This is a genomic window from Geobacter sp. (genome assembly GCF_030834625.1).
GTDB lineage: Bacteria > Desulfobacterota > Desulfuromonadia > Geobacterales > Geobacteraceae > Geobacter.
In genome coordinates, this window is sequence record NZ_JAUQXO010000019.1 from 64,783 (window position 1) to 88,377 (window position 23,595).

The following is a 23,595-nucleotide window of genomic DNA, read 5'->3' on the forward strand; positions in this document are numbered from 1 at the left end:
GGGGTTTTTTCTGCATACGCAGGTTATCAACGTCAATTACGGACGAGTTGCAACTCCCGCAACGGCATTGAACCAGGCCGCTGCAGCCGGGTAACCGGCTGGGATGGTAATCGTGCCGTCAAACGTATGATTGTCAAGCCAGTCGATGGAGTCGAAGATCAGGCGCTTGACATAGTAGATGTTGTGGGCATACCCGCCGGGGTCCTCGGAGGTGAGGAGCGAATTCTGGAACGCACCGTAGGTGTTGACATGCGCCGCATTGGCCTGGGCGGTGGTCGTGATAACGATCGGAGCACCGGTATAGTTGGGCACGGTGTTGGCCAGGTAGTCAATCACAAGCTTACCGGCATTCTGGTAGCCGAGGGACTGCTCTTCGAGCGTGGCAGCATTTATGGCGGAAGCGCCGGTGTGGCAGGTGTTGCAGACAGCCTGGGTGTTGATGGCGGTGATGACGCCGCTGGCATTCTTGGTGACGGCATCAAAGGTATGGCTCTTGGTCGACTTCATGTGACAGCTGACACAAGGCCCAGCCCCGGTGGCAACGCCGATGGAGTCGTGGACGTAAGCGGCCGGCTTGGTATAGTCACGTCCAGCGAATTCGAAGCCGAAATGGCTGTTTGCCGCGAAGAGGTCAGCGCCGGTCGCGGCGTGGTGACCCTCAAAACGGGAGGCCCGCTTCGACTGGAAGTTGCCGCGGCCGCCATGGCAGACAAGGCAAAGGTTGGAGTCGCCGACGTCCGGAAGGACAACGGCCGTTTCCGGAGCAGCACCGTTTGCTGTTGCCGGAGCAGCACCGGCAAAGGCATCGGAGCCACCGCCAGGAACGAGGTCCGCGTCATAGGTATACTCCATGGTCCGGGCACCGATGGAACGCCGCTTCCAGCTGTAGTCCTCGTGGCAGGCCGAGCACATGATGGCCTCGTTCTTCTTGTTGTTGCTCATGTACGGACCGGCAGTGATTGTCGACACGCCTGCATTGGTAGTAAGGGTGGTCGTGCCGCCAACGACGTGCTTCAGATAGCCGGTGCTGGTGTGGCACTTGGCGCAGGAGTCACGGCCGGCAGTCGTCCACGGATAGTGGGAGTTGACGCTGCTGGCGCTGGCGTTGCCGGGAACATAGCCGACATTGCCATGGCCGGACTCGGTCCAGTCCTTGTTGTACTGGATGAGGGAGGTGGTATCATGCGGATTGTGGCACTGACGGCACTGCACGCCGGCGGCATCGGTCTGGCTCACGTACTGGGCCGCGAGGCTGGTCGTGTAGTTTGCAAAGTGCGGATATCCCAGCGATGCGACCGTGTGGCAGGTGGCGCACTGGGTATCCTCGACTGCTGCGACGATGGAACCGCCGTTCGGGTGGCCGCTGTTGGTGTGGCAGTCGGTGCAGGCTGCACCGGCATTGGTGTTGTGAACAGACTTCTTCCACTCCTCGACGATAAGAGCGCCGGTAACCGGCGAGGTCTTGTTCGTGGCGTGACAGCTGATACAGGCCGCTGACGCCTGGAAAGTGGCAGTCTGCTGATCAATATTGCTTTCGCGGTTGTCGCTTCCGCAGCCGTACATGGCAAACATGGCCGCTGTTCCCAGCAACATAGTCAAACTTTTGGACAACTTCATGCTGCATACCTCCTTGTGGACTTTTTCTGAGACTAGAGATTGTGGCACTTCCGGCAGGACCGGTCGCTCCGTTCGATAATGTTGTCACCCTTGAACTTTCGGGGGTGAGGGTTGATGCCGGAACCTCCCTTGTTGCTGGTGGCGTGGCATTTGATGCAGACGTCGCCGTCGGGATGACAGGTCTGGCAAGACTGCAGGTTCCTGCGGGCCTCAGTGGCATGGTCACTGTTCCAGATGTAGGACTGGGTGTTGCCGCTTCTCATGTGGGACTTGATCCGCATGGACCCTTTGGGGAACCGGCTGTGGCACTGGTTGCAGTACGACGGCTCGTGGCAGCGGTTGCAGCTCTGGGGATTGTCCAGGGCCTTGATCGGATGGATGCTGATGAAGTCGCTGCGGTGGCTCTTGGGAACGTAGTCGCGGTTGTAGTTGCGGGTTCCGAGATCCCGTTCGATGCCGCCTCCCGCGTGACAGTCGAGACACCACGACTGGGTGTGGCACTGGGCACAGTTGTTCCCCGCCTTGCTGGCGAGCACCCGGTGGTGGCGGAGCCAGTCGCCGTCGTGGTTCGGTGCGACCCCTTCGCCCTTGTGGCAGCTGTTGCAGTCGGCAATGGGAGTCGAGGCGTATTCTTTGTGGGCCACCTTCTCAGCAAGGGCCATCTGCACAAAGAAGGTCGACACGGTCAGAAGCAGCAGTGCTATAAACCATTTCTTCACAGATTACCCCCTTTCTAAAAGTCGTAGTCGAAAACGAAGCGCCCTTGGGTGTCATTTTCGTACTGCGCGTTGACGTTGTTCTCCACGCGAAGCGACGCCTGCATGTTCTTAGCCAGACGGTACTTGCCGCCGAGCCAGTAGACGCGGGCAATCTCGTCGTCTGCCATGCCGTCACGCTGATAGACGTCGTGGGCGAGGCCGGCGGCCACCTGCAGGGCCTTGGTCACGTCGTAGTAGGCATCAACGATGATACCGTTGGTGCTCCCGTTGTAGCCCTGGTTGTTGTCATACTCGACGTTGATCAGAAGAGGCTCCACGGGGCGGACGCTACAGCCGAGCCGATAGATGTGACCCTTGCCGCCATCTTCGAAGAATTGTGCCGTGTAACCGCCGTTGACAGTGATTTTGTCGTTGATGGTGTAGTCGGCTCGGAAAACGGCTTCCTGATAGCGGTCCACCGCGAAAACAGAGTAGATGGAAGTAGTGTCGAAGGTGGGGTAACTCTGGTACCACTCGCCGGTCAGCACCAAGTTCGACATCGGAAAGTATTTGACCCCGGCCAGCACTTCGTTAAAGGTTTCGGTGACCAGATCGAACCGCGTGTTGCCGTAAAGGCGGAGGCTGTTGAACAGGTACTGCTTGAAGCTCGCCCCCAGAATATCGCGGGAAATGTCCCACCGGTCCCACTTACGGAACCAGCTCAGCTCGAGATCGGTTGACTTGAATCCGTGCAGGTAGGCGGCGGCCCCAAACGCATAGGCGCCACTCTGGCTTGATTCATTTTCGAGGCCGAAGATGACGTCACGGCCGCCGAACACCGACAAGGCCACGGGGCCGACGTTTTTCAGGTCAATCTGCCCACCATCGATGATCGCCGTGCCGGCGGCCGAGTTGACGAACTGACGACCCAGCCGGAAATCAACCTTGTCGTAGAAGTCGCGATACTCGCCATAGAGGTAGTACAATCTGCTGTTGAACCCATCGCCGTTGTTCAGGTCCTGTGTGATCCTGCCGTACCCGTAGATCGATGCTTTCCCCTCTTTGTCGAGGTTCGTGACCGACGTGCGCAGGTACTCTCCAAGCTCTACCTGCCTATGGTCGTTGTAGTAGTTGTTGAACCACGAAAGCTGGGTAGAGCTTCTGCCATGGATCTCAGCCGCAATGCCGCTCGATGAACTGAGGACGCCGGCTAGCAGGAGCAGGCGGGTAAACCCTTTGATTCCCATTAAGTGGACCTCCTTTCTTGCTTATTCAGGCACTTCTCCGCTTACGAACCCCCGGTTTCACTTCTCACCTCCCTCGTCCCGGTGTTCGCCCTCTTTATCTCATTAACACGTCAATCGAATGATTCGCTCATCATCTACCCCTGCGTTGCCAGGGTACCGCGGATGAAAAGGCTAACGAATTCACGCACAGCCTTGGTGCGGTCGGTGGGGCGATACTTTTTCCGCCCGAGCAGTTCCTCCATGTTGAAGAAGCAATAAAACATGCTGTGGAAGACCCGCGCGCCAAGGTCGGGATCAAAATTCCTCAGGACTCCCCGCTTCTGCAGTTCGCGGAAATAGGAGGCAAAAATCTCGAGGAGTTCATCGAGAAATGAGTGATAGATAGCGATGAATTTATCCGGTGAACGCTGCACTTCGGCATGCATGACCCGAATCCAGTCCTTAATCTGGACAAGGGTATCGAGGAACATGTCGGCCATCCCGACAAGGGCCTCCTCATAGGGCATTTCAAGCGCCTTGGGCAGAAACGATTTAAGGCCGGGAATGGCCGAGTAATGGGAGATGACCGCCTCAAGAAGCTTTTCCTTGGAAGTGAAATGCCTGAAGAGTGTCACCTCCGCCACCCCTGCCTGCTGCGCAATCTCACGGGTCGTGGCCCCGGAATATCCCTTGGTCGAGAAGAGCCCTATGGCGGTGTCGAGGATCCGCTCGCGGGTAACGGAAAATCTCTCTACAGGTTTGACCTTCCTGACAATTGCCATGGTCAGTCCTCAGCAAACTTTAATGTGTAAGTACTTACTTACATTGATAGGCAAAAAAAATTGCCGCACCCCGACACTCACCGATTCATCTAGTTGCAAGATAAACACCAGAGTGTCACACGGCAAAAAACATCTTGAATTTATATCGACGGGAGAGAAGAAAACTTGAGGGATATTTCGTAGGGAGATGCGATCTAGCGGGGAGGGAAAACGAAAAGGAAAAAACACAACAAATTCAAATCTCTACATTCATATACCTCCTTCAATCATCAGGCTGTTGTTCAACCGGGTTCATGGGCAACCATGTCATTAAATTTGACCGCGAGTGACAAAATTTCGACCCCGTTGGCCATTTAACTGGAATCCGCCACCGGAAAGAAGCGCGTGGCGGCGATACAGGTTGCCCGAACTCTGACAGCGGTCACTGGCAGACGGCGTCGTGCAGCAGGCTCATCCGCGTTTCCGCTTCGATTTCCTCCCACGGGGTCTTGCCGGTCAGGGTGTATTCCTTGATCGTCCCACCCTTGCCGTCCCGGTGGACAACCTTCTCCAGCCGGCTCATGTCGCCGGGGCAGTTGATGGTGTAGTGAAAGCTCGTGGAGGAGAGGTCTTCGAACCCCTTGGGATGGCCGATGGTGTCGAGGGCGTCGGCCTTCCCCTCGTCGGTGTAGACCGCGCTGGTCCAGACGGTGACGAGCCCTTCTTCGCCCTGGGCGATGGAGGTCGAGTCGTAGAAATAATTGGAGGTGGCAGGGTCCTCGTCGATGAGCACCCACTGGGAATCGGCGCCAAAGGCCGGGGAGCCCGCGGCGATCGTTACGGCCAGGACCATCAGCGTCAGTATGCTCCTGAGAGGCTTCATATCAGCCATCCTTTCTGTCACACGTCATGCGGACATGCACGAGGGGGATGACGGATCAGTATCCGGCCTCCCCCTCTGCTCTTACCGACTACCAGGCACTTCCCTGGCGGCCATGGTTCACTTGAAGGTCTTGAGGATGTATTCGGCGATCTTCTTCGCATCCTTGTCGGGTACCGTCTTGGTGTCAAATTTTGTCATCCCCGGCCCGGGATTCCTCATAGTTTTGACGATCCCCTTCCAGTCGGTGATCCCATGGGCCTTGAGGGCCTCCTTGCCGATGGTCTTCTGGGGGTTGACGATATTGCCGCCGTCGGCGTGGCACGACGCACAGTGCTGCTTGAAGAGTGCTTCACCCTTCTTCATGTCCTTCCCCCCGGAGGCGAATGCAAGCCCACTCAGGGCGGACAGCGCTACCGTGGCGGCCAGAATTCTCGATGCTCTTTTCATAGTAATCCCTTTCTTTTCCCTTGTAGTTGTTCCGAACGGCATCCGGCCGTTCAGGACAAATGATAGAGGCAACGCCTGCGTTGTCAAGCGGGCCCGGTCATTCCCGCTCCGGCACCCTCACGAGGGAGAGGAGAAGCACCGCCGCGAGGGCCGCCAGCATCGCCCCGAGCCCGAAAGCCGCCTCCCTCCCCGCCTTCTCCCAGACGACGCCGAAGAGAATGCTCGCCGGGAGCGCCCCTGCTCCCACGGCGAAATTGTACCAGCCAAAGGCGCCTCCCCGCTCCTGGACCGGGGCGATGTCCGCAAGAAGCGCCTTCTCGGCCCCCTCGGTCATGGCGTAAAAGAGTCCGTAGAGGGCAAAGAGGAGCCAGCAGGCGGTCTCGGTTTCAGCCAGGGCGAATCCCCCGTAGGAAAGGGCATAGATCCCCCATCCCACGACGATCACCCCACGGCGCCCGATCCGGTCCGACAGGGCACCGAAGGGGATGGAGCCGGCCATTTTCACGAAATGGAAGAAGGCCCAGAGGAGCGGGATGCGGGCCGGTGCAACACCCAGCTCACCGGCCCTCAGGAGGAGGAAGGCGTCGGAGGAGTTTCCCAGGGTGAAGAGGAAGAGAACGAGGAGGTACCGCCGGAGCTCGCCCCGGGGGACGAGGCGGAGGAAGCTGCCGTCGCTGGAGCGGGTCCGCGCCGTCTCCCTCACCTTCACAATGATGAGGACAACGGCCAGGAGCCCCGGAATGGCCGCAAGCCAGAAGACGGTCCGCAGGTCCTTCACGAACCAGGCAAGGAGCACCGTGGCGATGAGCGGCCCGACGAGGGCTCCGGCGTGGTCCATGGCCCGGTGGAAACCATAGGCCTTCCCCCGAAAGGCGGCATCGGTGGAGTCGGCGATGAGGGCATCCCGGGGTGAGGTCCTGATCCCCTTTCCCACCCGGTCGGCGAAGCGGATGGCGAGAACTGCCCCGGCACTTGTGGCGGCCGCCACCAGCGGGCGCGCAAGGCTCGACAGGGTGTAGCCGGCAAGAACCAGTCCCTTGCGGCTCCTGACCCGGTCGGAGAAGATTCCCGAAGCCAGCTTCAGGAATGCCGCAGTCGATTCGGCCACCCCCTCGATGAGCCCGAGAAACGCCGGTCCCGCCCCGATGACCGTCGTAAGGAAAAAGGGAAGGAGCGGATAGATCATCTCGCTCGACACATCGGTGAGAAAACTCACGACCCCAAGGATCAGGACATTGCCGGAGATGCCTTTGAGCATGGGAGGACGCCCCTAGGAAAACTTCCCCGACGCCGGCACCGCCCGCTTGAAGGCCCAGGCCTCGATCTTCTTGATCTGCTCGGCCATGGTGACCGAAAGGGGGACCGTGCGGCTGATGGCGGCCATGAGGTCCTGCTGGGTCATGGGACGCCGGTCGGCCTGGGCCTCAAAGGCACCGGAGAGGACCGCCTGCTCAATCTCGGCCCCGGAGAACCCCTTGGTGGAACCGGCCAGGAGCGGCATGTCAAAGGGGGCCAGGTCGATCTTCTGACGCGCCAGGTGGATGCGGAAGATCTCCTCCCGGCCCTTCGGGTCAGGGAGCCCGATGTAGAAGATCTCGTCGAAGCGCCCCTTGCGGATGATTTCGGCCGGGAGCATCTCAATGGCGTTGGCGGTGGCGGCCACAAAGACCGGGGCCCGCTTCTCCTGCATCCAGGTGAGGAAGGAGCCGAGGATACGGGAGGCCGGCCCCCCTTCCGCCTTGAATCCCTGGGTGGAGATCCCCGCTTCGATCTCGTCGATCCAGAGAACACACGGAGCCACCGCCTCGGCGGTCTTGAACGCCTTGCGGAGGCTCGACTCGGGGGTCCCATAGCTCCCGTCGTAGACCGCCGCCATGTCGAGCCGGATGAGGGGAAGCCGCCACGTGGCCGCGATGGCCTTCACAAAGAGCGACTTGCCGCACCCCGCTATCCCCATCATCAGCACCCCCTTGGGGAGGTTCGCCCCCGAGGAGATCCCCTCCAGGCCGAAGGCCTGCTCCCGGCGGGTCATCCACTGCTTCAGGTTCTCCATGCCACCCACCTGGTCGGGGGTGACGTCGTTCGCCACGAACTCCATGATGCCGCTCGTGCGGATGGTGGCCCGCTTGGTTTCAAAGATGGACCGGGCGAGCCCGTCGCCGCCAGCCTCACCAGCGGCACGGGCGGCGCGCATCCCCCGCTCCACGTCCACAAGGTCAAGCCCCTGGGCCGCCACCACCAGGTCATCCTGGAGCCCCGGCCGCTCCTGGCAGGCCTTTGCCAGCTGGGGATCCCGCTCCTTCGCCTGCTCGAAGAAGGCCTTGATCTCGTCCATGGCCGGAAGCCCCTGGACGAGGACGACGAACTCTTCGCGAAGCGCCGCCGGAATCGCCTCTCCCTGGCCGAGAACCACGATCGCCTTCGCCTTGGACCGCAGGGCGAAATCCTTCAACGCACGAATGAGGTAGGGGTTGTCGCCCCAGAACCAGGGAAGGTCCTTGAAAATAAAGAGGAGCGGGCCGGGCTGGGCCATGGCAAACCCGAGGGCCGCCACCGGATCGTCAATCCCCTCTACCACGGCGCCGTCGCGGCTGAAGCCGTCGGTGCAGGTCCAGACGTAGGGGGCCCCTGCCCCCCGGAGCCGGGCCGCTGCCTGGGTGGCGATCTGCTCGGTGCGCCGTTCGTTGTCGGTTACCACGTAGATCATGGTGGCCCCGGCCCCGATGAGCCGCACGAGACCTGTTACGGTGAGATTTTCCACAAGTTCCTCCCCTGGTTTCCGCCCCCATGACGTGGGCATATCTGGACAGACAGTTTACCGCACAAATACCACTCCCGCCGCCGGTCGCACAAGCTACCCCGCCAGCCAGGTGTCGACCGGCAGAGCCAGGAATTCCTCCACAGGGACTCCCTGGCCGCCGACCAGCAGTTTCCGCTCCGGCGAGAAGGCGCGGGCAAAGGCCTCCATCCCCGGCAGGGTCTCCCTGGCACGGCCGCTCTTCACCTCGATGGCGACCAGCATCCCGCCACGACGGAGGACGAAATCCACCTCCAAGCTCCCCTCACGCCAATAACAGCACTCGATGTCCGTGCCGACGATGCCGTTCAGGATGTGCGCCCCCACCGCTGATTCCACCAGCCTTCCCCACCAGTCGCGATTCTCCAGGGCTGCGGCAAGATCATAGGGCGCGTGGGCCGACAGGAGCGCCGTGTTGAGGACCTGAAGCTTCGGGCTCGACGCGCGGCGCCGCACGGACTGGCCAGCATACTTCTGCAGCCCGGCGATCATCCCCGCCCCTTCCAGAAGGTCTAAGTAATGGGCAAGCGTCGTGGTATTCCCCACGTCCTGCAGTTGCCCCACCATCTTCTGGTACGAAAGAACCTGGCCCGAGTAGTCGCATCCCAACCGGAACAGACGCCGCAGGAGCGCCGGCTTGTCCACCCGGGTCATCATCAGGATGTCACGGGAGATGGTCGTCTCCATCAGTGAGTCGATGATGTAGCGTGCCCACCGTTGACGGTCGGCCGCAAGCGGCGCGGCTCCCGGATAACCGCCGAAATAGAGGTACTGTTCCAGGGAGAAGCCGAAGGCGTCCGTCATCTCCGGCAGTGACCAGTGGCGAACAGGAATCAGCTCGAAACGGCCGGCCAGGCTCTCGGTCAACCCCTGCCCCAACAGAAGCTGTGAAGACCCGAGCAGCACCACCTTCAGATCGGTGCCGGTTCGCCCATCCTCCTCCCACAGCCGCTTGACCACGTCGGACCAGCGCTGCACCTTCTGGATCTCGTCCAACACCAGCAGGGCTCCGCCATCACCCCGCGCCCGTATCCTGCCGATGTCCCACTGCTGCTCCAGCCAGACACTGCTCCCCGGCGCCGCCTCGTCGGCCGACGCATAGTGACAGGGAAGCTTCAGCTCCGCCATTGCCTGCTGAGCCAGTGTCGTCTTGCCCACCTGGCGGGGGCCGATCAGTACCTGGATGAAACGCCTCGGCTCGCGAAGCCTCTCCAGGAGCGTATTCAAGATAGATCGTTTATACATGGTCGGACTCCATTATGTATTTACTCAGCGTATTGAGTAATTTTGCTCATAACATAAAACAATTCATCATTCCATAAAAAACTCCCGCCAACGCACGACGAGAGCAAGGACTTCGCCGTCATCGACGCCTCGCTGGCGCGCGAATAATTTGATACAGCAACTTGACATCCAATTAATAGGTCTTAAAATTTCTTCACGCATAGTAATTACAGCATGTTGCAATGCACGATTAAGTCGGTCGTCTCCAAGAAAGGAGTCCGCCATGGAACATGCTAACCTCCCCTCAAAACCTTCAATGCTCTTCTGGCGGCTCATACCCCGTATCTTCGGCAAATCGGATGAAACCACGCACCTGTGACTCGAGTGGATATATCTATTTGACAATCTCATAGAAACGAGAAATAGGCATTGATTTGTATTAGCATTCAAGCACATAACAACGAAAAGGAGACACTCATATGTTAAATGTTGAAGAGTATGAAAAAAATGATGCTGAAACTTCTATCGACAATTTCGAAAAATATAGACTTGATAAGGCTTATAATCTAGCCACAAAAGGCATTATAGCCACTGTTATTCTGACATTAGCGGTGTTATTGATGGAATATATATTCAGATATTTCAACAATACTGAATATATCAAGTCTGAAAGTCTAGTAAGTTTGATATCTCCGTTTTTGACACTGATAGGAACTCTCGTAGGCACATTTTTTGGTGTACAAATTGGGTCTGCTGGTAAAGAAAAGTTATCAGAAGAAGCAAAAAATGCAAACCAAAAAGCGATAGCTTTTGCCGCTGCAGCTAATCCAAGTGAGCTTCAAAGAGCTTATGACACTTTACAAAATCTTTCTAAAAAAGTGACAAGATAAATATTTTTCCAGGAGGCTCTTATGCTTAAGCACATTCAAAGCGAAGCTGACGTAGATATTCTGGTTGATGATAATGGCACGTTGTTTGTCTTTTGTGAAAAGGAACAAAAAGCTTGGACCGGGAAATTGACCGCTGTTGAGTGGCCAACCTCTAAAGGAGCAGCATCAAAAGAGATTATAGCTCTGATAAAAATGGCTGACGCAAACCGGAAGACTTTTGAACGAATTGGTGTTAATGCGAATATCCTCGATAATTTACTGAAATAGAAGACTCAGTAGCAATTATGGACCAATAAAGGAGGACAGACAATGGCAGCTCGATACTCAGATGAGGAGCGCAATGAGATTGGAATCCTGATACGTCAATTACGTGTCGAAGGTCATACGCTGGTGGAGTGTTGCAAACAAGCAAAGATATCTCTTACAACATATTATAGATGGAGTAAGGATGGCTCTTGGTCGGGTGGTGACAAGTGGTGAGCGTTGGCCAAAGTAGCTCATTCATGGGCGATTTGAATCGGGTTGCTTTCGGAGGTTATCGAAATGAACAGACTGTTCGTGATTTTGGTATGCACTGTCCTTCAGGCATGCGTCGTAGGACCGACGAACAAAATACCCACCGTACAGCTCAAAAGTCACAATTTAGTCGCGACGGATTCACGTGTTCGTGTGATTACTGATGCTGAGACAAGTATCTATTCTACGCACGGCTTGGTGGACCCAAAACGTATTATTTGTACCGAGCCAAGTCCGGATGTGGCAACTACACTTGCATACTCGCTTGGCATTGCTGGAAACGTAAAAAATTATGCATCAGTTTCGCTTTCATCACAGCAATTAGAAGGACTTGCTCAATTAGGAGAACGTACCGCCGCGATTCAATTACTTCGCGACAAAATGTACCAGAACTGTCTCGCTTATGCCAACGGAGCTATTTCAGGAACTACCTACAGTCTAATTATGGGGCGGCTCGATGATGCAATTGTCACTTTGTCCCTCGGGGATAGTGCTGCCGGTGCTTTCGGACGCAAGTTGGTAAGTATTCAAGGGAACTTTTCGGATAATATAGATGCCACCCAAAAAGAGCAGGCTGAAGGTACCGCCAAGATCGAGAAAAAGGCAGAAGAGCTCGCAACGAACAATAAACAGAAAGAACAAAAAGAAAAAGCACTAAGGGAGCTTAAGGCGTCACAATCAACAAATGGAAACGAAGAAGAACTCAAAAAATTGGAAAGTGAGCTTGCAACCATTAACGCAAATAACGTCGAGATCCTCAAACAGATACAGGAGGCAACTAAAGAACGTGCTGGCGGAGCGGGCAATATCATTCAGTCTCAGGCAGGAAATGGAGTTGTGGGGAGTCCGGAAGCAAGTGTGTTACGCGAGATGCAAGGTGATTTTCTCCTAACTGATCCTGCTCGTGACCTTATTTTTGCCTGCATTGTAGAACTTGGTCTGCGTGAAGAAACAAAGAAAAGTAAACTTGAAAATATGACTGATTATCTTGATAAACTATTCGCAGGAGCGCTAAAACAAGTTGAAGCTTCTCTTGTTAGAGATAATGAGAGTGATCTTGTTAGAGATAATGAGAGTGAATTTGATGTTGCGTTTAAGAGAGCGGGTAAAGTAGCCGCAAATTACGCTGGAGCAATTCTACGTGGCCAACACACCAAATTAGAATCGTTTTGTAGTAGCGAGTTAATAAATTTGATCAATACATCTACAGTCAATTTTCATGACTATCGCAAGCAGCGCGCTCAACTTAACACAAGCAGGCTCACAGCTTATTACGAAAGCGAAAAAGCGAAAGCAAAAGTGAGTTCTCAAGAATTGTTAAACAAATCTATAAAGCTTTGCAACGAAGAATTTAAGGATGATCAAGAGTTGAAGAAGGCATGTCTCAATAAAATATTTTTGCAGTAACAAGGAATATCATAAATCTTAATAGAGGAGGTGCGTTATGGTTAGAATGATATTTATTATATTTATTTTAATTCCGTTCATCGTGCCAAATGTAGCAATAGCTGAGCGAGAGGTTTATGGGACTGTGCTTGACAAGGCAGGAAAACCCGTTGCCGGAGCACGAGTCAACGCATGGGATTCAGACGTTGGCAGTGATCAAAAAATGGGTGAAGCTGTTACTAATCAGAATGGAGCCTATAAAATACAATATAGAGGTGGAGCTTGGGATGGCCGTAAAACATCTTACCACACCCAGTGGCGACCAGATATTTATGTGACAGTTGAAATAAAGGACGAACAAAACTCCCCTTGGTATAAGGCCGCAAGATCAAAAATATATCAAGACCACCATATGAGTGAAAACCTTAAAGTCGATTTGGTTACTTTCACTATGGATTTACCAGAAGGCTGTCTTGGTGACTATGAAATGGAGGTATGGAAAAAAGATGCAATTGTAGAAGGAAACTCATTAGACCACACTGCAACACGCACACGTATTTATCAAAATTGTGGTGGAAAGAAAACTCTATTATCGACAGTTGATAAGTGTAACCATGGCGCCTGTCCTGGTGAAAAATGGATGAGTAAACGGCGAGAATATAAAACTGGCCCAAGACCGGGTGACTTGGTTTTTCCTGTTGGTTGTCACGTGTTTGGTCTGAAGGAATTTGGTCTAGTTGGTGACAACCACGTATGTAACAATGATTCTTTTATGCAAATGGGCATAGTTGTATCAGGCAAAATGCCACACAACAAAACAATTAATCGGATATGCAAGAACAAGAATTACACAGACTACACCGGTCGTGATCCTAAATATATTCCCAGCTTCGATAATGTTAAAGAGTTTATCAGTAAATATGGGTGGGACACCCCTCAAGAAGGAGCGAGTGGTGGCGGAGGAGGAGGAAGCGATAGGCCACCGATAAAGCCAAAATAAACGTCAATCTACATTCTAGGGAGGAGTCGCTTGCACAAGTGGAATTGGCACATAAGCTCCGCGACCCTAAGTTAGAACTTCTGTAATACGACATTTTTTGTCAGCACCGCCGATAGTTCCCCTGCAGCTCTCCCCGGGCAAGAATATGCCCCGCCATGGCCTTCTCGAGAGTGGCCTTGGTGGTGCCGGCGGAAGGGTCAGGGTGGTATCGAGGGCGTAGAGCTTGAAGAAGTAGCAGTGAGTCCCCGATGGGGGGCAGGGGCCGCCGTAGCGGTACCTCTTCCAGTCGTTCAGCCCCTGGACGGCGCCGGCCGGGACGCTGTTCTCGCCGCTCTCCCGCGTCTGGGGCGGGATGTTCCATACCATCCAGTGGACCCATGTCCCCACCGGCGCATCCGGGTCGTCGACGATGAGGGCGAGGGACCTGGTGCCGGCCGGGACGGCGCCGAAAACCAGCTTGGGGCTGATGTCCTGCCCGTCGCAGGTGAAACGGGCCGGGATCGCCCCTCCGTGGTCAAATGCCGGACTTGAAATCTGCAGTTCGCTCATGGTGCGTGCCTCCTTTCCGGCTGCTGCCGGTGGCACCGCGAGGATCGTCGCCAGAAGCCACGTCAGCAGAAAACCTTTTCCCTTTGTTCCCTCCTTGTGGATGATTCCCTGTCCCCGTAACATTGCACATTTATCCCCGGCCGGTCAGTCGGGAAAGTTGAAAACCGCTGCAGCCGATGGGGAAGTCAGTCATGTGATTTTACCGTGTTGGGAAAGTATAACGTAAAAGGGAAAGTGGGAAAGGTTCAGCGGATACTACGTAACCACTACGGAAACTTTTCCCTCAACTTTTCGCAACATATGTCGATACGGTGCATAAGCAGCGATGTACCCAGGGACATGGGAAGGCATTCCGGACACTTTTCCGGAAGAGCGGCGAAAGGAGTCGGCAATGAGAATCACGGGGTCGGACATTACTTTGGCAAGCCAGCACGTATCGGTGGAACGGTACGAACGGAAGGAGTCCCTGAAGCTCTGGGTAGGGGACCAACGGCCCGATTTCGAGGGGAACCGGATCAACGACACCGTCACTCTGTCGAACCGGGGACGGGCCGACGAGGCCCACGCCCGCAACGAGTTGCGCGACGAAGCAGAGGGGACCGAAAAGACCGAGGGGCTTGGTCCCCGGGATGAGGAAAGTCTCGAACCCCGTCTGGAACTCCTCAAGACCCTCATCGAGAAGATGACCGGCAGGAAGATACGCGTGTACAGCATGAAGGACGGCCAGTGCACCGAACCCCTCCCCGAGGAATGCGGCAAGCCGAAGGAGGAGTCTCAGGGAAACCAGCGGGCCGGCTGGGGGATCGAATACGACCTCCATGAATCCAGCTACGAGTTCGAGAGCACCACCTTTGAAGCAAAAGGGGTGATAAAGACCGCCGACGGCAAGGAGATCAGCTTCGACCTAGGGCTCGTCATGGAGCGGGAGCACCTCAGCGAAACGGATGTAAGCCTGAGGGCGGGCGACGCGGTGAAGAAAGACCCCCTGGTCATCAACTTCAACGGCACCGCAGCCGAGCTGTCCGACCTCCGCTTCAGTTTCGACATCGACGCCGACGGCACGGCCGACCAGATCGCCACCCTCGGCGGCGGCAGCGGCTACCTGGCCCTGGACCGCAACGGCGACGGAATGATCAACGACGGGAGCGAACTCTTCGGCCCCACCACCGGCCAGGGGTTTGCTGAACTGGCCGCCTTCGACGACGACGGCAACGGCTGGATCGACGAGGAAGACGCCGTCTTCTCCCGGCTCTCCACCTGGTCGGGGGGGAGCGACGGAACGCTCACGAGCCTGAAGGATTCAGGCGTCGGCGCCATCAGCCTCGGCAACGTTGTTACCCCCTTCGAGTTGAAGGGTTCCGGCAACGCCCTTCTTGGATCGGTCAGGAGCAGCGGTATTTATGTGAAGGAAAACGGGACTGTCGGCACGGTGCAGCAAATCGACCTGGCCGTGTAGAGCGATTCCGGAAGCACAGGACGAAAAAAGGCGCCGTTCCTTTCAGGGGACGGCGCCTTTTCATGTTCTGTGGAGAGGAAATTACTCCCCCAGGTAGGTGTACCCCAGAAGGGTCCGGTCCAGAAGCTCCAGGAAGTGGCTGCTCTCCTCGATGGAGACCTTCCGCAGGGCCACGTCCTTTTCGAGGCTGTCACGGACGTGCTTCAGAATCTCCGGTCCCTTGTACTGGACGTATTTCAGGCTCTCCCAGGTGGCGTCGCCGTTGATGACCGTGTCGATCTTGTAACCGGTCTTCTTGTTGAAGGTGACGTGCACGGCGTTGGTGTCGCCGAAGAGGTTGTGCATGTCACCCAGGATCTCCTGGTAGGCGCCGATGAGGAAGAAGCCCACGAAGTAGTCCTCGTCCTTGCGGATCTTGTGGAGCGGCAGGTACTTCGTCCGCCCGTTTTCCCCCACGAAGCTCGTGATTTCGCCGTCGGAGTCGCAGGTGATGTCGGCGATGGAGGCCATGACATCGGGCTTCTGGTTGAGCCGCTGGATCGGCACGATGGGGAAGAGCTGGTCGATGGCCCAGGAATCGGGAATCGACTGGAAGAGGGAGAAGTTGGCGAAGTACGTCTGCCGCAGGCTCAGTTGGAAGTTCTGGAGCTCTTCGGGGATCGGCTTGATCTTCTCCACGATCCCGTTGATCTTGCGCAGGATCTTGCCGTGGAGCCACTCGGCCATGGCCCGCTCGCTGAGGGTCAGGTACCCCAGGTTGAAGAGGCTCACCGCCTCCTGGATGAGCTGAACCGTGTCGTGGTAGTCCTCCCGCAGGGAATAGCGGTCGATGCTCTTGTAGATGTCCACCAGCTTCTTGACCGTCGGTGCCAGCTTCTCCGTGCCGTTGAGGGTCTCCTCAAAATCGGGCATCAGGTTCTGGGTGTTGGTGTTCAGGAGGTTGGTGACGAGCACCGAGTAGTGGGCCGCCGTGGCCCGCCCCGACTCGGAGATGATGTTGGGGCACTCGACGCCGGCGTCCTCGCAGATGTTCTTGATCTGGTAGATGACGTCGTTGGCGTACTCCTCGATGGAATAGTTGACGCTGGAGAAGTAGCTGGACTTGGAGCCGTCGTAGTCGACCCCCAGGCCGCCGCCGATGTCGAGATATTCGATGCCGACCCCCAGCTTCTTCATCTCGGCATAGATGCGGGTCCCCTCGATGAGGGCGGTCTTGATCTTGTCGATCTTGGTGATCTGGCTCCCGATGTGGAAGTGGAGGAGCTTCACGCGGTCAATGAGGTCATGCTTTTGCAACACGTCTATGGCAGCGATGATCTCCGACATCCGGAGGCCGAACTTGGCGTCCTCGCCGCCGGAGGTGGCCCATTTCCCCGTCCCCTTGGAGGAGAGCTTCACCCGGATGCCGAGCTTGGGCTTGATGCCGGTCTTCTTGGACAGGGCGATGATCTTCTCCAGCTCGAACATCTTCTCCACCACGATGGTGATGTCGTAGCCGATCTTGGTAGCGTAAAGGACCGTCTCGATGTACTCCGTGTCCTTGTAGCCGTTGCAGATGATCGGAATGCCGTTGCCGGTGGCAAAGGAGATACCGATCACCAGCTCCGGCTTGGAGCCCACCTCAAGGCCGATGTTGTACCGCTTGCCGAACTTGGCGATGGCCTCCACCACCTGGCGCTGCTGGTTCACCTTGATGGGGTAGAAGGTCTGGTACGTGGCCGGGTAGTCGTTCTCATCGATGGCGTTCTTGAATACCCGGTTGATGGAGGCGATCCGCCCCTGGAGGATGTCCATGAACCGGAGCAGGATTGGGGGCTTGATCTTGCGCTTAATGAGATCGTCCACCAGCGCCCGCAGGTCGATGGCATACTTCGACGTGGGAGAGGGATGAACGCAGACGTTCCCCTTCTTGTTGATGGAGAAGAGATCGGCGCCCCAGTTGGGGAGGTTGTAGATTTTTGCGGAGTCATTTATCGACCAGCGTTCCATATGCTCTCCTGGCGATGCCATATTCGCGCGCTAACATTGTCGGCTCGTCGTCCTGCTCCTCGACGTAGCGCTGCTACGCCTGCGGGCCGGACTCCTCTCCGCCACTGTTATCATCACGAATCTGACATCGCTGCACTGACAGTGGTTTTTGTAAACGAGATCAGGAAAGCCTGACCTTGAAATCCTTGTACCCGAAACTCCTTACCACCCGCAGTTCGCCGGTCTCCGGCTCAAAGGTGCAGATGGCCGGGTGCTGGATGCCGTTGAAGGTGGTGGTCTTCACCATAGTGTAGTGAGACATGTCCTCGAAGACCAGCCGGTCCCCCGGATTCAGCGGCTTTTCGAAGGACCAGTCGCCGACGACGTCCCCCGCCAGGCACGACGGCCCGGCGAGACGGTAGGTGTGGGCCTTCTCACCGGGGTCGAAGCCTCCGGTGATGCCGGGGCGGTAGGGCATCTCCAGCACGTCGGGCATGTGGCAGGTGGCGGATACGTCGAGGATGGCGATGTCCATCTCGTTGCGCACCACATCCAGTACCTCTCCCACCAGGATGCCGGTGCCGATGGCGATGGCCTCACCCGGCTCCAGGTAGACCTCCACCCCGTATTTCCCCTTGAAGTATTTGATCAGTTCCACCAGGGCGTCGATGTCATACCCCTTGCGGGTGATATGGTGGCCGCCGCCAAGGTTCAGCCACTTCATGCCGGGGAGGAACTGGCCGAACTTCTCCTCGAAGACTTTCGCGGTCCGCTCCAGGGGCTCGAAGAGCTGCTCGCAGAGGGTGTGAAAGTGGAGTCCTTCGATTCCCTCCAGGGATCTGCCGTCGAACTCCCGCCGGGGGATGCCGAGCCGCGATTTCGGCGCGCACGGGTCGTAGATGGGGGTATGCCCCTCGGAGTGCTCGGGATTGACACGCAGGCCGATGGAAACCCTCCCCCGCTCCTTCTCCCACAGGGGGCGGAACCGCTCCAGCTGGTTGAAGGAGTTAAAGACCAGGTGGTTGGAGAGGGAGAGGAGCTCCACCACGTCGCTCTCCTTGAAGGCGGCGGCAAAGCTGTGGACCTCGCGGCCGAACTCCTCGCGCCCCAGCCGCGCCTCCCAGGGAGAGCTGGCGCAGACCCCCTGGAGGGTCTCACGGATGATCGGGAAGACGCTCCACATGGCGAAGGCCTTCAGCGCCATGAGGATCTTGGCCCCGCTCCTCCGCTGCACCTCGTCCAGGATGGCCAGGTTGTGGCGCAGCCGCCCCAGGTCCACCACGTAGGCGGGGGATGGGGCGAGCTTCAGGATTTTTTCAATGTCGATTCCGGTCATATCTTTGTCTTTACGCCGAGATGTCGTGCGATGGCATCGGAAAACAGATGGAAGTCGTCAAGATGTTTCCGCAGGATGAGCACGACGATCTCGGCGTCAACGGCTTCATACTGATGCACCACGACATTCCTGAACTTTGCCATTTTCTCCATGACGGCAGTCTGTTCCGCCGTCAGGATGCCGTTTTCTCCCAGAACACGGAAGGTATCGGCATAGGTTTCCGGAGTCCTCAGGGCCGCATCTGAAATGACATGGCCGGCGATATCGGCGCAGAGTTCTATCATCATCTGCAGGGTTCGTTCGACGATGCGCTGAATTTTCCAGTCGCTCCGAAAACCATCCACCGTGACGGAGGAGAACTCGGAGATCTGCTTCCGGTAATCCTCCAGCGACGCCAGTTTGCGCAGGACAAGCGCCACATCCACCATTACGCAAACCTCCTGAAGAGGATTTCCTGTTCTTTGCGTCTGAAATCAAAAAACTCCCGCATGATGCGAGACTCGAAGGCGTGACGGAGATACGGCTGCTTGTCCGTAATCACCCGCCGGGTGCCGAGGATTCTTCCGACGAGACTCAACGGCGCAGTATTCAGGACCACCAGATCGAACTCATCCGTACCGAGAATGTCCGACAGGAAACCGGACAACTCGGCCTTTGTGTCTCCCCCTGTCATCCCTGGAGCCAGATATACGGCAATATCCACGTCGGAAAGGGGTTTCGGCGCCCCTTTTGCCAAGCCTCCGAAGAGATAGGCGAAGATCACCCTCTCGTCCCGAGCGAGGAAAGCTCCCAGCGGGTCGATGCGGCTGAGAATGTCGTCCGGAAGCTTTTTATTCTTGATCATTCCCGCTCTACCTTAGACGATACAATCTGCTGCTTCACGACGAAAGGGTGCAGGCCTCACAGCTCCGGCCACTCGCCGCCGTCGACGACAACCGTAGGCAGTCCCATGGGGCCAAGCACTTCCAGGAAGGGCTCGGGATCGAACTGCTCCATATTGAAGACCCCTTCGCCGCGCCACTTCCCGGTCAGCATCATGATGCCCCCCACCACCGCCGGAACGCCGGTGGTGTAGCTGATGGCCTGGGAACCGACCTCCTTGTAGCAGGCCTCGTGGTCGCAGATATTGTAGATGTAGACTTGGCGACGCTTGCCGTCCTTGAGGCCGCGGGCCACCACACCTATACAGGTCTTTCCCTTGGTGAGCGGTCCCAGGCTGCCGGGGTCGGGGAGGACGGCCTTCAGGAACTGGAGCGGCACGATCTTCTGACCATTGTACTCCACCTCGTCGATGCGGGTCATCCCCACGTTCTGCAGCACCTCCAGGTGCTTCAGGTAGTTGTCGGAGAAGGTCATCCAGAACTGGGCCTTCTTGATGGTCGGGATGTGTTTGACGATGGATTCCATCTCCTCATGGTACATCCGGTAGATGTTCATGGGGCCGATGCCGTCAGGGAAGTCAAAACTCCGCTTCGTGGCCAGGGCGCCGGTTTCCACCCACTGGCCGTTCTCCCAGTGGCGGCACGGGGCGGTCACCTCGCGGATGTTGATCTCCGGGTTGAAGTTGGTGGCGAAGGGCTGGCCGTGGCTTCCGGCGTTGGCGTCGATGATGTCGATCTCCTGCACCTCGTCCAGGTACTTCTTGGCGGCCAGGGCGGTATAGACATTGGTCACTCCGGGATCGAAGCCTGAACCAAGAAGCGCCATGAGCCCCGCACCCTTGAAGCGGTCCTGGTAGGCCCACTGCCAGCTGTACTCGAACTTGGCCGTGTCCCGGGGCTCGTAGTTGGCGGTGTCGAGATAATCGACCCCCGTCTCCAGGCATGCGTCCATGATGGTCAGGTCCTGGTACGGCAGGGCCACGTTGATGACGAGCTTCGGCTGCTCCTTTTTGATGAGCGCCACCAGCTCGGGAACGTTGTCGGCATTCACCTGGGCCGTATTGATGCTGTTATTCAGCTGGGCGGCGATGGCGTCGCACTTGGCCTTGGTCCGGGAGGCCAGGGTGATACCGCTGAAGATGTCCCTGCGCTGGGCGCACTTGTGGGTAACGACCTGGCCGACGCCACCTGCTCCGATTATCAGTACCTTGCTCATTGGTTGGTCTCCTTCGATTCCCGTTATCAGTAATCAAACGTGGGGGGCGTAACAACCCACAGGATCTTCGCCGGTCCCTTGCCGATATTCTTCACCGTGTGCCGCTTGTCCGAGGTGAAGTAGAAGCACTCATCCTTTTTCACCGTATAGACCTTGTCGTCCAGCCGAAGCTGGATCTTGCCCAGGAGGACAAAGCCGAACTCCTCCCCCTCGTGAAAATTCTGCTCGTCCATCTCCTCGCCGGGGGCCAGCGTCACGAGGGCAGGGTCCATCTCCCGATTCTGGGCGCCGGGAACGAGGAGCTCCACCGTGACGGCGGCGTCGTCAGCCGAGGGCTGAACCCGGGAATCCTTGCCGTAAACCACATCCTCGCCGATGGGGTCACCGAAAAACTCCTGCATGCTCACGCCAAAGACGTCGAGGATGTCCTTCAGGGTGGCGATAGAGGGTGACGTAGCGTCGTTCTCCAACTGGGAGATGTACCCCTTGGTCAGGTCGGCCCGGTTCGCAAGCTCCTCCTGGGTGAGGGAGTTGATCATCCTGAGCCGCTTCAACCGCTCGCCGATCTTCACGCCGATTCTCCTCGTCCCAAAAAGCTAATCATTTTGCCTATACTTGCTGTTTAGCATTTCTAAACTTTCTGTCAAGCAGAGGGTTTAGCATTTCTAAACTTTTGGTTTAATCAGACGCACACAAGGGGTGGTATATAATATAAAGAAAACAGGGTGTCAACGATTTATTAGCGGCCCCGAAAATATTGATAAAGCCGTATCATCCTGGCAAGGGAAGCAGATCACCGGCTTGACTTTTTCAGGCGTATGCCGTAGGAGGGACTATACTTTTTTCAAGGAGGGACAGGGATGCTGCATGGGCGAAAACTCGGATTCATCGGCGGCGGGAACATGGCGGAGGCTATCATCAAGGGACTTCTGGCCGGCGGGGTAACGGCGGCGGAATTGGTGGTGGCGGAACCCGTGGCCGAGCGGCGGGAATTTCTGCGGGGCACCTACGGCATCGATGTCCACACCGACAACGGCGAAGCGGCTGCCGGGGCCGACGCCCTGATCATTGCCGTGAAGCCCCAGGTCTTTCGGGGTATGGCCACGGCCCTAGGGGCAGGCGGCTTCGACGGAAAGCTTCTCATTTCCATCATGGCGGGGATTTCCATCGGCGGCATCGAGGAAGCCTGCGGCGGCTCCTCCCGGGTGATCCGGGTCATGCCGAACACCCCGGCCCTGGTTCTTGCCGGGGCATCGGCCCTCTGCCGGGGAAAGAACGCCACCGACGACGATCTGTTCTTTGCACGGGGAATCTTCGACTTGGTGGGGACCACCTGCGTGGTGGACGAAAAGCTCATGGATGCGGTAACCGGCGTCTCCGGCAGCGGCCCGGCCTACGTGTTCATGTTCATTGAGGCACTCTCCGATGCCGGCGTAAAGAACGGTCTTCCCCGCGACGTGGCCACGCAATTGGCGGCCCAGACAGTGTTTGGGTCCGCGAAGCTCCTCCTTGAAACCGGCGACCACCCGGGGGTGCTCAAGGAGAAGGTCACCTCACCCGGCGGCACCACCATCGCCGGCGTCGCCTCCCTGGAGCGGGATTCTTTCCGGGGCGCCGTCATGGCCGCCGTGGACGCGGCCACCGTTCGCTCGGCGGAACTGGGGAAGAAGTAGCGTCTTCAGCAATTCAAGTTTCTTGCCCCTCTCCCCGGTTCACCTTCTCGAAGAGCTCGATCTGCTCCGCCAGGGAGAGCTTCTTCCCCCGCTTCCGGCCTCCCAGACAGAGGGAACAGCGATCATCCCCGCACCACTGGCAGAACCGGCAGTCAGGGCAGGGATGCTTCTTCGGTGGATCAGTAGACGGCATTCCTCTTACCCCCACGCCCCTCCAGAATCTGCGCGAATGCCTTCCCCTGGTCGCCATTGCTCATCAGATAGCGGGGGAGCGCCATGACGCGGTCGGCCGGGGTCGCGTGACGGGGTTCAACGGTGAAGGTGACCCGGTACCCCAGGGAACCAGCCCGGCGGAGGAGATCGTCGCTGTAGATACCGAAGGGCCAGGCAAGCATATCCACGCTCACCCCCAGTTCCTTCTCTATCCTTTCCCGCGATTTCCGCAGTTGCGACTCCACCAGCTTGTCGTACTCAACCGGATTCAGCTTTTTCCGCTCCTTCCTGAAATTGGGATGCCAGAAGGTGTGGGACTGGAAATCGAAAAGCCCCGTCTTTTTCAGCTCCCGGAGCTGGTCCCACGTCATGGCGTATTTCGCGTTGGAGACAGCCGAAGGGTAGATGAATACCGTCACCGGCACCCGGTACTTTTTGGCCAGGGGGAGCATATCGGTATAGACCGACTTGTGGGCGTCATCCTCTACGATGACCACCGATTTCGGTGGCGGCGGCGGCCCCTTCCTCAGATAGAAATCGACCACCTGACGAAGGGGAATCACCTTGTAGCCGTTATCCCTGAGATACTTCAGGTGCTCCTCGAAGACCGATGTCTTGATGGTCATGCTGTCGGCAACGGTGGTACCAAAGCGGTGGTAGAGAAGGATCGGGACGTTGAATCCCTGGGGCGGGTGACTCGCGGAGACGATGGCGGGAAGAAGCATAAAGACAAGAAAGGCGAAGACAGCACGGAATTTCATACAGTGAAAAGACCTCCGGGTTCAATCATTCAGGGGAACGTTACAGCAAGAAAATTGCCAAGGTTTTATCTCGGGAGAGGAATTTCGGAAAGAGTGG

General features: G+C 57.1%; 23 protein-coding genes and 1 pseudogene. 6 read left to right on the forward strand and 18 right to left on the reverse strand.

Annotation, left to right across the window (positions count from 1 at the left end):
- Window positions 1-36: 36 nt before the first annotated feature.
- The 9 genes from RCH91_RS04430 to RCH91_RS04470 all read right to left on the reverse strand — a co-directional run bounded on the left by RCH91_RS04430 (window position 37) and on the right by RCH91_RS04470 (window position 9,674).
- Window positions 37-1,617: a cytochrome C gene (locus RCH91_RS04430; RefSeq protein ID WP_306533346.1), complete on the reverse strand. Its 1,581-nt coding sequence runs from the start codon at window positions 1,615-1,617 to the stop codon at window positions 37-39.
- Window positions 1,618-1,649: 32 nt separating this feature from the next.
- Entirely contained in the window at window positions 1,650-2,336 is a 687-nt protein-coding gene (locus tag RCH91_RS04435; RefSeq protein WP_306533347.1) for a cytochrome C, read from the reverse strand.
- A 14-nt stretch (window positions 2,337-2,350) separates the two neighbouring features.
- Window positions 2,351-3,562: a hypothetical protein gene (locus RCH91_RS04440; RefSeq protein ID WP_306533348.1), complete on the reverse strand. Its 1,212-nt coding sequence runs from the start codon at window positions 3,560-3,562 to the stop codon at window positions 2,351-2,353.
- Window positions 3,563-3,696: 134 nt separating this feature from the next.
- Entirely contained in the window at window positions 3,697-4,323 is a 627-nt protein-coding gene (locus tag RCH91_RS04445) for a TetR/AcrR family transcriptional regulator (protein ID WP_306533349.1), read from the reverse strand.
- Window positions 4,324-4,744: 421 nt separating this feature from the next.
- Window positions 4,745-5,185, reverse strand: a complete 441-nt coding sequence (locus RCH91_RS04450; protein WP_306533350.1) for a surface-adhesin E family protein — start codon at window positions 5,183-5,185, stop codon at window positions 4,745-4,747.
- A 117-nt stretch (window positions 5,186-5,302) separates the two neighbouring features.
- Window positions 5,303-5,632 (reverse strand): c-type cytochrome, encoded by a 330-nt coding sequence (locus RCH91_RS04455; protein WP_306533351.1) that lies wholly within the window; start codon window positions 5,630-5,632, stop codon window positions 5,303-5,305.
- A 97-nt stretch (window positions 5,633-5,729) separates the two neighbouring features.
- A complete protein-coding gene (locus RCH91_RS04460; protein WP_306533352.1) occupies window positions 5,730-6,890 on the reverse strand; it encodes an MFS transporter in 1,161 nt (386 codons plus the stop codon).
- Window positions 6,891-6,902: 12 nt separating this feature from the next.
- Entirely contained in the window at window positions 6,903-8,393 is a 1,491-nt protein-coding gene (locus RCH91_RS04465) for an AAA family ATPase (protein ID WP_306533353.1), read from the reverse strand.
- Between the two features lie 93 nt (window positions 8,394-8,486).
- On the reverse strand, window positions 8,487-9,674 hold the full coding sequence (locus tag RCH91_RS04470) for an ATP-binding protein (RefSeq protein ID WP_306533354.1): 1,188 nt from the start codon (window positions 9,672-9,674) through the stop codon (window positions 8,487-8,489).
- Window positions 9,675-10,132: 458 nt separating this feature from the next.
- Between RCH91_RS04470 and RCH91_RS04475 the strand changes: the two genes are divergently transcribed.
- The 4 genes from RCH91_RS04475 (at window position 10,133) to RCH91_RS04490 (ending at window position 13,445) form a co-directional block, all read left to right on the forward strand.
- Window positions 10,133-10,543, forward strand: coding sequence for a hypothetical protein (locus RCH91_RS04475; RefSeq protein WP_306533355.1), 411 nt, complete (start codon window positions 10,133-10,135; stop codon window positions 10,541-10,543).
- Between the two features lie 21 nt (window positions 10,544-10,564).
- Entirely contained in the window at window positions 10,565-10,810 is a 246-nt protein-coding gene (locus RCH91_RS04480) for a hypothetical protein (protein ID WP_306533356.1), read from the forward strand.
- Between the two features lie 276 nt (window positions 10,811-11,086).
- Window positions 11,087-12,466: a hypothetical protein gene (locus RCH91_RS04485; protein ID WP_306533357.1), complete on the forward strand. Its 1,380-nt coding sequence runs from the start codon at window positions 11,087-11,089 to the stop codon at window positions 12,464-12,466.
- Window positions 12,467-12,503: 37 nt separating this feature from the next.
- A complete protein-coding gene (locus RCH91_RS04490; protein ID WP_306533358.1) occupies window positions 12,504-13,445 on the forward strand; it encodes a carboxypeptidase-like regulatory domain-containing protein in 942 nt (313 codons plus the stop codon).
- 100 nt (window positions 13,446-13,545) lie between these two features.
- Here the strand turns inward: RCH91_RS04490 and RCH91_RS04495 are convergent.
- Window positions 13,546-14,117 (reverse strand): annotated as a pseudogene (locus RCH91_RS04495) (YbhB/YbcL family Raf kinase inhibitor-like protein).
- A 268-nt stretch (window positions 14,118-14,385) separates the two neighbouring features.
- Here RCH91_RS04495 and RCH91_RS04500 point away from each other — a divergent pair.
- Window positions 14,386-15,450, forward strand: a complete 1,065-nt coding sequence (locus tag RCH91_RS04500) for a hypothetical protein (RefSeq protein ID WP_306533360.1) — start codon at window positions 14,386-14,388, stop codon at window positions 15,448-15,450.
- Window positions 15,451-15,531: 81 nt separating this feature from the next.
- Here the strand turns inward: RCH91_RS04500 and speA are convergent, their stop codons facing one another.
- The 6 genes from speA to RCH91_RS04530 form a co-directional block, all read right to left on the reverse strand.
- Window positions 15,532-17,439 carry an arginine decarboxylase gene (speA, locus tag RCH91_RS04505; protein ID WP_306533361.1) on the reverse strand — a complete coding sequence of 636 codons (1,908 nt, stop codon included), beginning with the start codon at window positions 17,437-17,439 and terminating at the stop codon, window positions 15,532-15,534.
- A 160-nt stretch (window positions 17,440-17,599) separates the two neighbouring features.
- Window positions 17,600-18,754 (reverse strand): carboxynorspermidine decarboxylase, encoded by a 1,155-nt coding sequence (nspC, locus tag RCH91_RS04510; protein ID WP_306533362.1) that lies wholly within the window; start codon window positions 18,752-18,754, stop codon window positions 17,600-17,602.
- A complete protein-coding gene (locus tag RCH91_RS04515; protein WP_306533363.1) occupies window positions 18,751-19,182 on the reverse strand; it encodes a DUF86 domain-containing protein in 432 nt (143 codons plus the stop codon). The genes nspC and RCH91_RS04515 overlap by 4 nt, the downstream gene beginning before the upstream one ends.
- Complete coding sequence (locus tag RCH91_RS04520; protein WP_306533364.1) at window positions 19,182-19,598, reverse strand: nucleotidyltransferase domain-containing protein; 417 nt, start codon at window positions 19,596-19,598, stop codon at window positions 19,182-19,184. Before RCH91_RS04520 ends, RCH91_RS04515 begins: the two co-directional genes overlap by 1 nt.
- A gap of 56 nt (window positions 19,599-19,654) precedes the next feature.
- The gene (locus RCH91_RS04525; RefSeq protein ID WP_306533365.1) at window positions 19,655-20,851 is read right to left on the reverse strand and encodes a saccharopine dehydrogenase family protein; all 1,197 of its coding nucleotides are present in this window, start codon (window positions 20,849-20,851) and stop codon (window positions 19,655-19,657) included.
- Between the two features lie 26 nt (window positions 20,852-20,877).
- Entirely contained in the window at window positions 20,878-21,423 is a 546-nt protein-coding gene (locus RCH91_RS04530) for a helix-turn-helix domain-containing protein (RefSeq protein WP_306533366.1), read from the reverse strand.
- A gap of 288 nt (window positions 21,424-21,711) precedes the next feature.
- Between RCH91_RS04530 and proC the strand changes: the two genes are divergently transcribed.
- The gene (gene proC / locus RCH91_RS04535; RefSeq protein ID WP_306533367.1) at window positions 21,712-22,524 is read left to right on the forward strand and encodes a pyrroline-5-carboxylate reductase; all 813 of its coding nucleotides are present in this window, start codon (window positions 21,712-21,714) and stop codon (window positions 22,522-22,524) included.
- A 13-nt stretch (window positions 22,525-22,537) separates the two neighbouring features.
- Here the strand turns inward: proC and RCH91_RS04540 are convergent, their stop codons facing one another.
- Both RCH91_RS04540 and RCH91_RS04545 read right to left on the reverse strand, forming a co-directional pair.
- On the reverse strand, window positions 22,538-22,717 hold the full coding sequence (locus RCH91_RS04540) for a hypothetical protein (protein ID WP_306533368.1): 180 nt from the start codon (window positions 22,715-22,717) through the stop codon (window positions 22,538-22,540).
- A complete protein-coding gene (locus RCH91_RS04545; RefSeq protein WP_306533369.1) occupies window positions 22,704-23,498 on the reverse strand; it encodes a polysaccharide deacetylase family protein in 795 nt (264 codons plus the stop codon). The genes RCH91_RS04540 and RCH91_RS04545 overlap by 14 nt, the downstream gene beginning before the upstream one ends.
- Between the last annotated feature and the right edge of the window lie 97 nt (window positions 23,499-23,595).

Bases quoted from the DNA above. Each gene is read 5' to 3' on its own strand.
- RCH91_RS04430 (WP_306533346.1), bottom strand. From the start codon at position 1,617: ATGAAGTTGTCCAAAAGTTTGACTATGTTGCTGGGAACAGCGGCCATG.
- RCH91_RS04440 (WP_306533348.1), bottom strand. From the start codon at position 3,562: ATGGGAATCAAAGGGTTTACCCGCCTGCTCCTGCTAGCCGGCGTCCTC.
- RCH91_RS04445 (WP_306533349.1), bottom strand. From the start codon at position 4,323: ATGGCAATTGTCAGGAAGGTCAAACCTGTAGAGAGATTTTCCGTTACC.
- RCH91_RS04450 (WP_306533350.1), bottom strand. From the start codon at position 5,185: ATGAAGCCTCTCAGGAGCATACTGACGCTGATGGTCCTGGCCGTAACG.
- RCH91_RS04455 (WP_306533351.1), bottom strand. From the start codon at position 5,632: ATGAAAAGAGCATCGAGAATTCTGGCCGCCACGGTAGCGCTGTCCGCC.
- RCH91_RS04460 (WP_306533352.1), bottom strand. From the start codon at position 6,890: ATGCTCAAAGGCATCTCCGGCAATGTCCTGATCCTTGGGGTCGTGAGT.
- RCH91_RS04470 (WP_306533354.1), bottom strand. From the start codon at position 9,674: ATGTATAAACGATCTATCTTGAATACGCTCCTGGAGAGGCTTCGCGAG.
- RCH91_RS04475 (WP_306533355.1), top strand. From the start codon at position 10,133: ATGTTAAATGTTGAAGAGTATGAAAAAAATGATGCTGAAACTTCTATC.
- RCH91_RS04480 (WP_306533356.1), top strand. From the start codon at position 10,565: ATGCTTAAGCACATTCAAAGCGAAGCTGACGTAGATATTCTGGTTGAT.
- RCH91_RS04485 (WP_306533357.1), top strand. From the start codon at position 11,087: ATGAACAGACTGTTCGTGATTTTGGTATGCACTGTCCTTCAGGCATGC.
- RCH91_RS04490 (WP_306533358.1), top strand. From the start codon at position 12,504: ATGGTTAGAATGATATTTATTATATTTATTTTAATTCCGTTCATCGTG.
- RCH91_RS04500 (WP_306533360.1), top strand. From the start codon at position 14,386: ATGAGAATCACGGGGTCGGACATTACTTTGGCAAGCCAGCACGTATCG.
- speA (WP_306533361.1), bottom strand. From the start codon at position 17,439: ATGGAACGCTGGTCGATAAATGACTCCGCAAAAATCTACAACCTCCCC.
- nspC (WP_306533362.1), bottom strand. From the start codon at position 18,754: ATGACCGGAATCGACATTGAAAAAATCCTGAAGCTCGCCCCATCCCCC.
- RCH91_RS04515 (WP_306533363.1), bottom strand. From the start codon at position 19,182: ATGGTGGATGTGGCGCTTGTCCTGCGCAAACTGGCGTCGCTGGAGGAT.
- RCH91_RS04520 (WP_306533364.1), bottom strand. From the start codon at position 19,598: ATGATCAAGAATAAAAAGCTTCCGGACGACATTCTCAGCCGCATCGAC.
- RCH91_RS04525 (WP_306533365.1), bottom strand. From the start codon at position 20,851: ATGAGCAAGGTACTGATAATCGGAGCAGGTGGCGTCGGCCAGGTCGTT.
- proC (WP_306533367.1), top strand. From the start codon at position 21,712: ATGCTGCATGGGCGAAAACTCGGATTCATCGGCGGCGGGAACATGGCG.
- RCH91_RS04540 (WP_306533368.1), bottom strand. From the start codon at position 22,717: ATGCCGTCTACTGATCCACCGAAGAAGCATCCCTGCCCTGACTGCCGG.
- RCH91_RS04545 (WP_306533369.1), bottom strand. From the start codon at position 23,498: ATGAAATTCCGTGCTGTCTTCGCCTTTCTTGTCTTTATGCTTCTTCCC.